This window comes from Seohaeicola sp. 4SK31, from assembly GCF_028802875.1.
Lineage (GTDB): Bacteria > Pseudomonadota > Alphaproteobacteria > Rhodobacterales > Rhodobacteraceae > Seohaeicola.
In genome coordinates this window covers 1-11,726 of record NZ_JARAMP010000048.1, presented here as the reverse complement: position 1 = coordinate 11,726, position 11,726 = coordinate 1, and the positions used below count along the sequence as shown (strand labels likewise).

Here is an 11,726-nt window from a genome sequence, read left to right as displayed (position 1 = left end):
GGGCCAATGCGCCATGGCACATGCCAACTATTTGGGGAGCGCACGCGCCATGGCGCTTAGTGCCCCGCCACTGGCCTACTTTTGCGCCGCCACGTGGCCGGTTTTGTCTCCGCCGTTGACAGTGCCACGGAATTCAGTGTTGATCAACTCGACACTGAGCCATCAGTTGACGGCCGGCTCCGCTAAGGCGTTGCGATGAAGCTCATTGGCAACGCACCGAGACAAGAAGTGTGGCCCTGGATGAACAACCGAGCGGAGAATTCCCCCCTAACTTTTCGACTACGGGAGCAAGCGATGCTCCGCTTTCGACAGATGCGATGTTTGAAGGGATTCGCCGTTGACCACTCCTCGGTTCACAACCATGTCAATCAGGAACGTAATCTCTACTCACGCGACGATTTCAAGCTCGACCGCGCCGCCGCTGTGGCCGAGTGGCGCGGTCTCGGCGCGGCATAAGGGACAGTGTCAATGTCCTCGCGGAGGCTGGTTCGCATTGGCCTGCCAGCACCCGATAAAACCCTTGATTTCATGGCATCGTCAGGCGAGGCTGATTGCGTGTAGATGATAATTTGGAGAATGTTGATTTATGCAAGAGGTAGATCATTTTCGGAGGTTGCAAGTTGCGAATAAATGATAACACGATGCGGTCCATTTCTGAAAACTATGGCTGGTGCAGCAGTTGGGCTGTTTGGGCAGCAGAAGGGGAAAAGCCTAAGTCAAATATTGGTGATTTAACCATCTTTGACTTTGCAGCTCACCCCGATATTCGTAAAGTTCTTCACTCTGACTACGTCGCGGTGGGTCTTAATGTTTCTGGGGGTCGTGAATTTCCAACTTTCAGCAATTTTCATTCACCTAATCCGCGTGGACAGGATTACAAGCTTAGATACGCGTTTCGTAACACGCCGATGTGGGGGTGTTACTTGACTGACATTCTGAAGAATTTTCCAGAAGTCAGCAGCTTCAAGGTTGCTGAATTTATTAGGGAGAATCCGAGCGCACTTCAGCCACATTTCGATTCGTTCAAGGAAGAAGTTCGGCTTTTAGGTGCGGAAAATTCAATTTTTCTTGGTCTTGGTAGACTTGCAACGCAACTGATTAAAAAAGCGCTGCCAGACGATGCGAAAATAGTTCAAATACGCCATTACTCGGATTACATAAATAGAGAAAAATACCGAGCTGAGGTTTTCGATATTTTGGGATTAAAAGTTCGTAATTCAGGCCTGTCTATTTAATATGATTTCTAAGGTCAGAATTTCAGAAGCGAGTTTTGTCAGAAGAATTCCGGTTGAGGCAGGCAGGGCGGCCACGTAGCGTCGGAACACAACCAAACCTGACCCATTCAAGATGTTCTGTCAGAGCAAAATCACTTGAGGCGGGCAGGTCAGTTTCGTAGCCTCGCCGGATGACGGCCCTGTTGCACAAATCGTTTGAGGTTCGAAGGCGCTAACGTAGAGCCCTTCACTGGTGGCTGTAAGCCATTTCTCTTTTACTCGCGACCGTCGGATGGGCGTACCACCACAACAAGGCAATCGCGTGGCATTCATGATGTGTCTTACCCGCTGGCGTCGATATGTCCGAGACAAGGTGGCATCCGGCGTATGTTTCAGCGTTACGACCATTGATTTCCTCCTCGTGCACCCGGGCTCTGACTGTAGAGCCGAAGCACCTTTCCGCCAGGTCAAGTGCTTCGGTTCGTTGCGAGGTAATTTTCGCATGTATGGCCAAGTGGATAATCCCGGCCTGGTGGGCTCCGAGCGGGTTCGCCGCCATCCCCACCGCCGCACTTGATCCGCCCCATTGTGCGGCGTCTCCTGCGGTCCCCGCGCTTCTATGGGTCCGGGTCCCCGTCGTGGTTCGGTCGAAATTGACCGATCCCACTAGGATCAGGAGGCCAGCGCCTCCGTCTCCGTGATCCTTTCGAACTCTGGCAGGAACTCGGAATGATACATCTCGAGATACCGCGTGATGCGCGTGTTGCTGATGAGCTTCGAGACGTAGCCGCGCGCTAGGACCAGATCGAGGTGATCGGTCCCGTAGGTATCCTCGACGAGACGCAGTTCCCGCCCGAGGTTCGCCGACTCTCGTTCCATCAGCTCCAGTTGCTGTCGAGAAATGCCCTTGACGGCCTTTGGTTGCTCCGGGTTGATGAGCTGACTTGCCGGCGTGGCCGCGAGGAGCGACCGAGCGTAGTTGATGGTGTACTTGTTCATTGCGACCATGAGCTCTGCTGCCTCGATCTGGCGCATAGGCTTCATCTTCCTGAGAACACGAAAACCCGTCAGCGACACCTGCTTGTCCTTCAGGAGCTCCGCAGCTTCCGGGCAGATCCCGTCCAGGAGCCGCTTCTTTTCCTGCAGTGACTTGACGTTAAGGTTGAGCGCTCGTGCCAGCCTACCCTCGGGAACGCCACGCTCGAGCGCCATCAGGATCATCTTGTGTTCCTGGATGGTCGCCAGCCGGCTGATGCGCTTGTTGTACGTGAAGGCCTCGTCGTCCGTCGACACCTGGCACGGCGCATCCTGCTCCCCGAGATCCATCAGGATGGCGTGGCGCACATGCCCGTCGAGCAGCATGTACTTTCCCGGATCGGACTTGTCGGAAACGACGACTAGAGGCTCGACGAGGCCGACTTCGTTGATGGATGCGGCGACCTGACGGTACTTCACTGTGGCCTTGGTTTCGTTCCGAACAGCGTAGAGTGGGCAGATCCGATCCAGAGGCAGGCGGATGAGGTCCTGCTCGAACGCGATGCCGATTGGCCTATGGCGTCCCGCGCGCGCCATCAGATAACTCCCGCGCGCGCCGCGAGACGGTCGGACAGGTTCTTCGGAATGGTTGCAAGATCCTCTGCTCTGAGAAGGGTGACGAAGTTCTCGTCGTTTAGGAGCTTGCGGAGCGCTTCCGTAATGAACATCAACTCGTTTCGGGTCACCGTCGCCTTGCGAAGCAGGACCTGCTTTTTCTCGGCGTCGTTCTGATAAGTCCGAAGCAGACTTTCGACTGACAGGGAGCGTCGCGATGCCCTGTCCACGGTTGGTTGACCTTTGCCATGGCGTTGCCGCGCCTCCACTAGGCGTTTCGCCGCCATGAGGCGCCCGCCGCGCAAAAGGTTGTCCTCGTAGGCCTGACGAAGAACGTCCTGAACCGCAGTATCTTCGGCTTCCGCGATGTCGACGGCAACGCTGACGGGGATCTGCCCGCTTTCGACGGCGCGGAGCAGTCTGTGCTCGCGGCTCTCGAGTAGCTTCCCCACCCCACGGACGTACTTCAGTGACAGATGCGTTTTCTGTGCAATCTCAGCCTCTGAATACCCTCGTTCCTTCAACCCCTTGATGTCGCGCAATAGATCCAGCGCCCTGTGCTGGCGACGAGCCAGGTTCTCGACGAGGCTCATCACGAGGCAGTCTTCGCTGCTGGCGGTGATCACGATTGCGGGGATCTCAGTTTGACCCAGTTCCTGGAAGGCTTCCAGCCGACCTTGTCCGCAGACGAGATCGTATCGCGGACCATCGGCGCTCTCACGTTCGGCAACCGTGATCGGGCGTTTTAGTCCGAGCTCCGCGATGTTCTGTACGATTTCCTCGAAGGCCTTCCGATTGCGAACACGCGGGTTCAAGACGGTGATGCGGTCGAGCGGGATCAACTCGGCTGTCTGGGGCTTGGGGGCAGGCATCACGCAACCTCCGGAACGGGAACGTGGACCGCCATGTCGAACAAGCGGTCCAGCGTGTCAAAGCGGTAGGCGTCGAGCGACAGCCCATTGCTCTCCGCCAGGCGGATGCGCGGGAGGGTCATGTCGAGACTCGGGAGCAGGTAGTAGTCGAGCGGCTGCCTGTTGGGATGATTCATGCGGACGGCGATCGTGATGTCGGCCTTAAGGCTCGTGTCGAAGCGGATATTCCATCTGAGCGAGCCCGCACTCGTCTCGCTGCACCGGACAATGACGAGCGAAGCAGTGAACTCTCCATTTATGGAAAGCAGCTCGGTCTGGGAATGACGTTCTACGCGGCCGCCAGCGGCTTCGATACCGGCGATCGTCTCGGCGACGATGTCCGGATGGAGATCGCGAAGGCGCCGATTGATCTCGATGTACCGATAGTCGCGGTCGGGATTGTAGCCGACCAGCCGATAGGCGCGCAGCAGGCTGCCGAAGCGCGAACGATAGGCGCTGCTCGAGGGCAGTGCCTCGGTTTCATCAATGACGAGGCCCGACAGGTATCCTTGAGCCTCGAAAACGTCCTTCAGCCCCTCAAGCATTTCGTCGTCAGTGAGCTTGCTCGATCGCGCGCCGATAATGGCGTTGGCTGCGGCAAACAGGTCCGGGTCGACGATCCCCTCGAAGGCACCTTCCGCCCGCACCCAAATATCGGGAGCATTCCGGACACGCCGCTTCTTCAGCTTGAAAGAACTGCGATTCCAGACGTTGTTGCCGATGTATTTCTCGTTGATCAGGATCTGGTGGACGGTGCCGCGGGTCCAGGCGCGACTGAGATCAGTAAGGATACCGCGACCATTCAGAGCTTCAGCGATCTCGATCTCGGACTTCCGGTCTTCCACAAAGCCGCGGAAGATCTCCTGGACGATCGCGATCTCTTCGGGAGGGCCGGGGACAAGGGTGACGCGGTCGGTCTGGATGCTTTTTTGCTCGCCGCGCTGGAGCGTGCCTTTTTCGGCGCCGTGCTCGTCGATCAGCATCCGCCGCAGGCCGAAGCCAGGCGGTCCACCTTGTCGATAGCCGAGTTCGATCAGGCGGCATTGCCCCGTGAAGACCTTCTGGGACAGTTCGCGGCTGTACTCACCAGCCATGGCACGCTTAACGCCCTTGACGATCGTCGAGACGGGGCTGCCGTCATTTTCGAACTGCTCGGCGCAATAGATGACCGAGATACCGGCGCGCTTGCAGATGTACTCGTAGTAGGCGCTTTCGTCCGCATCTTGAAACCGTCCCCAACGGCTGATGTCATAGACGAGCACGGCCTCATAGTCGGCGCGGCCTGACTGAATGTCTTCTATGAGCCGCCTCAGGCCGTCACGCCCCTGGATCCGTAATCCGCTTTTCCCCTCATCAGAATAGGTTCGGACGATCTGGATGCCGCGTTGCTCGGCAAAGTGTGCAATCGCGTCAGACTGGTTTTCCGTCGAATAGCGTTGGTGCTCAGTCGACATGCGGACGTACTGAGCGGCACGCCTGGGCCGCGCTCCCTCAGGAGCCATGGTCCTCTCATCCTTTTTGTCCCTCCAGCCCAACTGCCGAGCCTCTCATTCGTACGATTCGCCTAAATGCCGGGAAGGCATGTGATTCCTTAGAACCCAAGCTTAGATGCGGAGGGCCGGAAAGATGTTTCCGAAGATGGGCAAGACTTTTCCAGATGAAGACGGACGGAGGGTCGACCGATTAGAATACCAGGCGGCGATTTCGGCCGCGCTGAAGCGAGAGCTCGGTAGTTCCCACCGGGCGATCAAGACGGCGATGAAGTGGACGGGTGTTTCGGAGCGCACAGCGAAGAACTGGTTAGCGGGGTCGCACGGCCCGGCTGGGGAGCATCTGATCGAGCTTCTTCGGAACTCGGACGAGGTGGCTGCTGCGGTGCTCTTGTTGTCTGGACGCTCCGAGCTGCTGGTCGTGGCGGGACTTCACCAAACTCGTGAAACCCTTCGGCATGTGCTCGAGGCCATGGACGCACTCTTAGAAGCTTCCGCTTCTGAGGTGGGAGAAAACGAGTAGGCGGGGTTCCGCACCAGGTATGCGGCACTCCTGATTAGAGCGACGTTAAGTTCGAGATCGCTCTGCTCGATCAAAACCGCGAAGAGTCAAAAACTTAGGAAATGGCCCGCGGGCCCGCGGGTCTTCTCGCGTGCCACCCTTTTAGTAGAGACTGGTTCGCATTGGTCTGACAGCACCGCCACTTGCCCCCGCGAAAGCGTTCTCCCCTTCCGGCTCCGGCCGGATTTTTCCGTTGTTTTCGAGGGTTATGCGGGTGCGGCTGAGCACTGGCCTCTGCGCCAGGAGGCCCGAATCCGATACAGTGCTCGGGATCAGATCATAGCGCCCAGCCACCCCCTTGACCGTCTCACCCTTAATCAACGTCTCCGCTACAACCCGGGCCTTCAGATCCAATGGCCACTCTCGCTTGCCGTCTGTCTGAATAGATGATGTAAGGTCTGTGGGCTCAACTTGCTCCATAGGCGTCACTTCGAACAGCCACGAGGCCATCCGCAATGTGCTGATGGGATGTCTTGAAGCTCTCGAAGAAAGCGATTTGCCGTCAACCCTCTGCATGTCACACAAAGTCTCGGGCGATGATGACGGTTTCCTCCCGTATCGACGATCCGAAACAAGGTGTCTCACAAAGCGATGTGTATCAGATGATGGCCTATGCACAGCTTTACCAAGCACCTCGTCTCACGCTTCTTTACCCACATCATCCGGGTTTGGGTGTAAACGAGCTTGTTCATGCTCGACACCGAATTACTGGCCACAAAACAGTGTTGGAGACCGCAAGCATTGATGTGGCAAATGGTGGAAACATTATTGATCGACTTCGAAGTCTGCTTCTTGGGGATGAGGCTCTAGCAGAAATCTCGACGTAAAGGGTCAGCCTACGTTTTCAATGTCTAAAGAGCAGAGAAGGTTCGACGAAGGGTCCGTCCCATCCGCCACTTGCACATTGCAAACTTCGGTTCAGGCTAAAGTCGGGCTACTTTTCATGAGAGGGTGGCGAAACTATCCGATGGTGACGGGCCGTCCGGCAGATTGGAATCTGTCTTTGCAAGCTCCTGGGGCGTTCGCCTTTGGTCCGCACATCAGGTGCTGCCTTCGGTCTCGATCTTCAGTGGTTCGCCGCAATGCTTGCAGTGGATTGCATCGAGATCATGCCGGTTCAGGCCGCACTCCGGGCAGGTGTGGCGCACCTTGGAGGGTTGGAAGATGGCCCGCGCCAGTTGCAGGAAAAGTCCCACGCCGACGACCATGATGAAGACGGTCAACAGCTTGCCCCCCGGTGTGGTGAGCGTGATGTCGCCAAAACCTGTCGTCGTCAGTGTGGATACCGTGAAATAGAGGGCGTCGACATAGGCTTCGGTGCCTGCCGCGTTCCCGAATGCGACAACAAAGACCAGCGACGCCATGACGAAAATGAAGACAAAAAGGTTCACCGCCGCGAGGATTGCATCCTCATGCAGCCGGAAAAACCGACTGTCGCGCCGCAGATCACGGATCAGGTGGTAGGAGTGGATCAGCCGCAAACCCCGAAGGACACGCAGAAAAGCGAGGTCATCGGTGAAAATCGGCGCGAGGAGAAGCGAGGCCACCACAAGAAGATCGGCAATTGTGTAGAGGCGCAGGCATTCTTTCCGACGGTCCTCCGAGATCCAGAAACGTGCTGCAAGATCCAGAAGGATCAGGATGCCGAGAGCGGTGTCGATAGCACTGAGCAGCCCGGTTTGCGGCCACGTGATGCTGATGATGAAGTAAACGATCGTCAGCGTGTCAAAGCTGACCAACGCGTAGCGGAACCACCGTGCCGTCTGGCCTCGTCCTGTATAGAGAAGGCGGATGGCGTGATGCAAAGTCTTCATGTCCCATGACTAAGCCATCTGCCGCGCCTTTGGCGAGGACTTTCCCCTTTTGGGCCGGTAGAGGCAGTCACCTCGTCGGCATCTTCCTGCAAACTACGGGCAGGGTGAGTTTCTCGGGGAGTTGATTATGCGCTGTGGGGCGCGCGTGACATCATGCCCGGAGCCATGCGAAGTAGATAAGCATCACCACAAGCACAACGATGACCTGCACCACCATTGCGACGATCAGAAATTTCGAGCGTTTGTAGTCTTTTTCCACATCAATCTTTTTCATGCGCTGCCTTTCGTGGGGGTTGCATCGAGATTGGCTGAGCAATCTACGTGGATTGGCCCGCTTCGGAAGTGTTGCGCGGGGAATGTCGGTCTTTCGTTCTGTAACTGGTCACGCAGATGGCTTTGTATCCTGCGTGGATCCATTAAAAGGTTATTCTATAGTATATTTTTACAAACTCAACGTCGCCAGTGTCGCAGGTCTGTGTTCAAACGCGGGCCTTGCGCAGTGATCAAGCTTGGCGGTTTGTCGTGACCTTGGTCACTTCGGCACATTGACCCCGTCCTTCAGGCCTGCGAGGAGTGGGGATCACGGCGCATCACGCCCGCCTTGGACAAGGCCTGAAATATCGCGCAAAGGGGCCATCGCCCTCTTGCTCTTGAAACAAGTCATACGGCCTGACCTGTCAGGCGACGACACTTTCTACGGAACATTGATATGAGAAACGTCAAAGATAACGACCATACCCAACGCCGGACCGCCGCCGCCGATGCCATTGCCGCACGTCTCGAAGCGCATCGCGCGGCGAAAGAAGCGGCTGAACCCACGCGTCTGGCGCGTGAGGAAGAGCGCCTTGCAGCGGCCGTAGCCAAGCAGGAGCGCCGTGCCGCGCGCGAGACGGAAAAGCGCGAGGCTCAAGACCGCCTTGACGCTGCCGCGGCGCTTCAGGAGGCCAAGGCCGCTGCTGCACTCAAGACAGAAGAGGCCGCGCGTGAACAGGGTCAGAAAGACAGTGTCAGCCGCGTCATCGAAGATATGGCCGCCCAGAAAGCGGAACGCGACCGGCGCTATGCCAATCGCAAGGCAAGAAACAAATAGTCATCCCGCCGCGCAACATCACGGACCGACGCGCGTCCGATGATGTGCGCGTGATCGCACGGTCGCCTTCGGTAATCAGGACATCAGCCCCAAAGTGCGTTTGCGCCGAGGGCATGCTTTGCGATGCTTGCGTCGCGCCGATCCGCGCTCGCGCAATCCTGGTTCTGTTGAACGTGGCGGATCGAAAAGGTGTTCTAGCGACGCAGAAGGACAAGCAGAAGGATGATCATCGCACATAAGAGCGCGATCAGGGGCTTGGTCAGTATCAGCATCGAAACCGCTGCGGCCAGATATCCAAATGCAAGGATGACGCCAAAAGACCCGACCGCCAGAAATGCCAGTTCAGGGACCCGATTTGCGTCAATCCACTTCAAGACATGGTAGCACCTGCTGTTTTTCACATTGCACCCTCCTGTGGCTTGTTCCTGCCTGACCGATGACGCAGGATTTTGCGGCCCCTCCATCCCCGCGCGCCCTTGCTTGTGATGCAGAGCGCCAGGCTGCGTGGTCGGCCAAGGGGTCCATCACGGGGACGCTACCGGGCCAGCAGGTGAACGGCCGTTTGAAGGTGACGCAAGTGGATCGGCTAGTCGCCTCGGTTCTGGAACACTTCGCGCAAAGCCCGAAAATCTGCTCTCTCGGAGGCCGTACCGTGAATCTCGATGACCTCGCAGGCATGGATCAGGATTTCTTCAGGCACATGCTCAAGGTTCACCAAGACGTCGCGCGCCTGTTCGATGGAAAGCGTTTCAGGCAAATCATCCGACTGCCGACGGTTCTGCATGGATGCAGCGCTCATGAACGTCTTCATGCACGGTCCCTCCGCCAAACAGACTTTCTGCGTCGATCTAAAATGGAATGGCTTGCGAAGGTGCTAACCTGGATCAGACTATGGCAAGAATAATGAAAGCCTTGGAGGATCGGCCATTCTGCGGAGCGCGTATTCATCCAACCCGACTGTCACCTTGAACGCCAACTGTGCCGACGGATTCCAGGGGCAATGTGACCGTGAAAGTCGTGCCCTGGCCCAGCTCACTTGTGACGTTGATCTCGCCGCCCATCACCTCGACCAGACTTTTGACGATCGCCATGCCAAGGCCGGTGCCGCCATATTTGCGCGCAATACGCGGATTGGCTTGTTGGAACTCTTCGAAGATGGTCGCGAGAGAGGCTTTGTCGATGCCGATGCCCGTGTCGATCACCTTTATGGTCACGACACCCGCCCCATCGGTCGACAGGGCGATTTCGGCGCTGCCTGCCTCGGTGAACTTGATGGCGTTGTTGAACAGGTTCTGGATGACCGAGTGCAGTGAGCGTCGGTCCGTAAGGAAGATCAACCCTGCCATCTGATCATCAATCCGGATGGTCAGTCCCTTTTCATCTGCGATGGCGCGGTAGGTCGCCGCGATATCACGCGCCAGCTGTCCCAGATCACAGGGTTCCGTCGTGACCTTGAAGTGCCCGGAGTCCAGTTTTGCATATTCCAGCGTATCGTTGACGATCTCCAGCAGATTGGTCGAGGAGCGGTTGAGCACCTGCACCAGTTCACCCGCTTTTCCATCCAGATTCATGCTGTTGAGCAAGCGGATGGACCCGACCAACCCCGTCAGCGGTGTTCTGATTTCATGGCTCAGATGGGACGTGAAGCTGCTTCGTGCTGCCAGCAGTTTCTTCAATCTGCTGTTTGTCGTTTCAAGGTCGATTTCGCGCGCCCGTGATCTGACAATATCGTCGATCTCAAGCGCGAAACGCTCCAACGCTTCCACATCCGAAGGTGCCCAGGCATAGGGTTTGGTCTTGATACAGCACAATGCGCCGATGACTTTCCCATATACCCCGTGGATCGGCACGCCGATATAGGATCGAAAACCGAAGTGCTGCACCGTCTCCATATGCTTGGTGCGTTCGTCCTTGAGCAGATCAACGATGACAAGCGGGCTTTTCTGATCGAACACCATCTTGCAGACAGATTGTTCCAACGGGGCCTGGCGCTCATCTTCATTTTCGAGAGGGATGCCACATCCAGCAGAAATATACTGCCGATGAAGGTCGGTCTGGATGATGGACACAAGAGAAACGGGGGCGTTCAACATGCGCGAAGCGAGATGCGTGATGTTCGACAGCAGGTGATCGGTGCCGTTGTTGACCAGCCCCAATGCTGCAATTGAATAGTTCTTCTTGGCCATGATCCGGCTCATTCTCCAGTATCGATCAACGTGTGAAAGCGGTTCTGGGGAGCAAAACTGAGCGCCCTGTGTTCCATGAGAGGGAAAACTGCACGGCTGTGGTCTGACGCCGTGACTAAAACCTACATTTGAAAGTAGTGTTTGGGCGGGAGGTATACTAATCCGACGGAGTTGCAAGTCCTTTGTCGGCAAAAGGCTCGGCGTGGGAGCATGGTCCCGTCAACGTGACGTGAACCGCATCGGGCGCGCAGCTTGCGCAGGGTTGCATCCATCCAGATCTGTCGTGTGGGCCCGTGGATCGACCAGCTATCCGCTGATTTTCCTGAGGTTGTCCGCAGCTGAAAGAAGGGCCTTACCAGCCCCCCTGCGTTTCAATCACCCTGCGCAAGGCCCGGAAATCCGCGCGCTCGGACACCGTTCCATGGCGCTCGATGACCCGGCAAGCGTCGATCAGGGTTTCCCGCGAAACATGCTCCAGATCGGCCACAATGTTCCGAGCTTGCTCCAGAGAAAGCTCCTCACAGATAGGGTTTGTCTGACGGCTGTGCCGCGTGGACGGGGCGCTCATCACTTTGTTCATGAACGGGACCTCCGCTATTGGCCTTGCTCGGTTGACGATAAGGAAACGCCACATTGCGCTCAGGTCACTTACGACCCGGTTCAAAACACATGCCGATGAAAACGGTTCCATCTGGGCCGCGCTTTTGAAGAATTTTCATGGCAATGGATGATCTTTGATCCATCAATGCGCGTTTCGCGTGATGGCGGGCACTGATTTCAGCTGATCGTGGGCAGTGATTTCACGGGAAGGCGGGCACCTGTTTCACGCGATCGCGGGCAGTGATTTCACGCGATCATGGGCAGGACTG

At 56.9% G+C, this 11,726-nt stretch carries 12 protein-coding genes and 1 pseudogene; 5 read left to right on the top strand and 8 right to left on the bottom strand.

Features of this window, described 5'->3' with window-relative positions; translation table 11 throughout:
* Positions 1-186: 186 nt before the first annotated feature.
* Positions 187-456, top strand: a pseudogene (locus tag PVW27_RS20690) (IS6 family transposase); the annotation flags it as partial.
* 185 nt (positions 457-641) lie between these two features.
* Positions 642-1,235, top strand: a complete 594-nt coding sequence (locus PVW27_RS20685) for a hypothetical protein (RefSeq protein WP_274560980.1) — start codon at positions 642-644, stop codon at positions 1,233-1,235.
* Between the two features lie 651 nt (positions 1,236-1,886).
* On the opposite strand, the gene PVW27_RS20680 is transcribed toward PVW27_RS20685, so the two are convergent.
* Genes PVW27_RS20680 through PVW27_RS20670 form a run of 3 tightly spaced genes read right to left on the bottom strand, consistent with a single transcriptional unit; the run spans position 1,887 to position 5,217 of the window.
* The gene (locus PVW27_RS20680) at positions 1,887-2,786 is read right to left on the bottom strand and encodes a plasmid partitioning protein RepB C-terminal domain-containing protein (RefSeq protein WP_274560978.1); all 900 of its coding nucleotides are present in this window, start codon (positions 2,784-2,786) and stop codon (positions 1,887-1,889) included.
* Complete coding sequence (locus PVW27_RS20675; RefSeq protein ID WP_274560976.1) at positions 2,786-3,676, bottom strand: plasmid partitioning protein RepB C-terminal domain-containing protein; 891 nt, start codon at positions 3,674-3,676, stop codon at positions 2,786-2,788. Before PVW27_RS20675 ends, PVW27_RS20680 begins: the two co-directional genes overlap by 1 nt.
* Entirely contained in the window at positions 3,676-5,217 is a 1,542-nt protein-coding gene (locus tag PVW27_RS20670; RefSeq protein ID WP_274560974.1) for a recombinase family protein, read from the bottom strand. Before PVW27_RS20670 ends, PVW27_RS20675 begins: the two co-directional genes overlap by 1 nt.
* A gap of 124 nt (positions 5,218-5,341) precedes the next feature.
* Between PVW27_RS20670 and PVW27_RS20665 the strand changes: the two genes are divergently transcribed.
* Together PVW27_RS20665 and PVW27_RS20660 are read left to right on the top strand one after the other, a co-directional pair.
* Positions 5,342-5,728 carry a hypothetical protein gene (locus tag PVW27_RS20665; RefSeq protein ID WP_274560972.1) on the top strand — a complete coding sequence of 129 codons (387 nt, stop codon included), beginning with the start codon at positions 5,342-5,344 and terminating at the stop codon, positions 5,726-5,728.
* A 575-nt stretch (positions 5,729-6,303) separates the two neighbouring features.
* The gene (locus PVW27_RS20660) at positions 6,304-6,594 is read left to right on the top strand and encodes a 5-methylcytosine restriction system specificity protein McrC (protein ID WP_274560970.1); all 291 of its coding nucleotides are present in this window, start codon (positions 6,304-6,306) and stop codon (positions 6,592-6,594) included.
* 213 nt (positions 6,595-6,807) lie between these two features.
* Here the strand turns inward: PVW27_RS20660 and PVW27_RS20655 are convergent, their stop codons facing one another.
* Positions 6,808-7,581 carry a potassium channel family protein gene (locus tag PVW27_RS20655; RefSeq protein WP_274560969.1) on the bottom strand — a complete coding sequence of 258 codons (774 nt, stop codon included), beginning with the start codon at positions 7,579-7,581 and terminating at the stop codon, positions 6,808-6,810.
* A 151-nt stretch (positions 7,582-7,732) separates the two neighbouring features.
* A complete protein-coding gene (locus tag PVW27_RS20650) occupies positions 7,733-7,855 on the bottom strand; it encodes a hypothetical protein (RefSeq protein WP_274560967.1) in 123 nt (40 codons plus the stop codon).
* Positions 7,856-8,290: 435 nt separating this feature from the next.
* On the opposite strand from PVW27_RS20650, the gene PVW27_RS20645 reads away from it, so the two are divergent.
* Entirely contained in the window at positions 8,291-8,671 is a 381-nt protein-coding gene (locus tag PVW27_RS20645) for a DUF6481 family protein (protein ID WP_274560965.1), read from the top strand.
* A gap of 586 nt (positions 8,672-9,257) precedes the next feature.
* On the opposite strand, the gene PVW27_RS20640 is transcribed toward PVW27_RS20645, so the two are convergent.
* The 3 genes from PVW27_RS20640 to PVW27_RS20630 form a co-directional block, all read right to left on the bottom strand.
* On the bottom strand, positions 9,258-9,482 hold the full coding sequence (locus PVW27_RS20640; RefSeq protein ID WP_274560964.1) for a hypothetical protein: 225 nt from the start codon (positions 9,480-9,482) through the stop codon (positions 9,258-9,260).
* A gap of 133 nt (positions 9,483-9,615) precedes the next feature.
* Positions 9,616-10,857 (bottom strand): sensor histidine kinase, encoded by a 1,242-nt coding sequence (locus tag PVW27_RS20635; protein WP_274560962.1) that lies wholly within the window; start codon positions 10,855-10,857, stop codon positions 9,616-9,618.
* 352 nt (positions 10,858-11,209) lie between these two features.
* On the bottom strand, positions 11,210-11,437 hold the full coding sequence (locus PVW27_RS20630; protein ID WP_274560960.1) for a hypothetical protein: 228 nt from the start codon (positions 11,435-11,437) through the stop codon (positions 11,210-11,212).
* Positions 11,438-11,726 lie beyond the last annotated feature (289 nt).

Coding starts and splice junctions, on each gene's coding strand:
- PVW27_RS20685 (WP_274560980.1), top strand. CDS start 642: ATGCGGTCCATTTCTGAAAACTATGGCTGGTGCAGCAGTTGGGCTGTT.
- PVW27_RS20680 (WP_274560978.1), bottom strand. CDS start 2,786: ATGGCGCGCGCGGGACGCCATAGGCCAATCGGCATCGCGTTCGAGCAG.
- PVW27_RS20675 (WP_274560976.1), bottom strand. CDS start 3,676: ATGCCTGCCCCCAAGCCCCAGACAGCCGAGTTGATCCCGCTCGACCGC.
- PVW27_RS20670 (WP_274560974.1), bottom strand. CDS start 5,217: ATGGCTCCTGAGGGAGCGCGGCCCAGGCGTGCCGCTCAGTACGTCCGC.
- PVW27_RS20665 (WP_274560972.1), top strand. CDS start 5,342: ATGTTTCCGAAGATGGGCAAGACTTTTCCAGATGAAGACGGACGGAGG.
- PVW27_RS20660 (WP_274560970.1), top strand. CDS start 6,304: ATGATGACGGTTTCCTCCCGTATCGACGATCCGAAACAAGGTGTCTCA.
- PVW27_RS20655 (WP_274560969.1), bottom strand. CDS start 7,581: ATGAAGACTTTGCATCACGCCATCCGCCTTCTCTATACAGGACGAGGC.
- PVW27_RS20650 (WP_274560967.1), bottom strand. CDS start 7,855: ATGAAAAAGATTGATGTGGAAAAAGACTACAAACGCTCGAAATTTCTG.
- PVW27_RS20645 (WP_274560965.1), top strand. CDS start 8,291: ATGAGAAACGTCAAAGATAACGACCATACCCAACGCCGGACCGCCGCC.
- PVW27_RS20640 (WP_274560964.1), bottom strand. CDS start 9,482: ATGAAGACGTTCATGAGCGCTGCATCCATGCAGAACCGTCGGCAGTCG.
- PVW27_RS20635 (WP_274560962.1), bottom strand. CDS start 10,857: ATGGCCAAGAAGAACTATTCAATTGCAGCATTGGGGCTGGTCAACAAC.
- PVW27_RS20630 (WP_274560960.1), bottom strand. CDS start 11,437: ATGAACAAAGTGATGAGCGCCCCGTCCACGCGGCACAGCCGTCAGACA.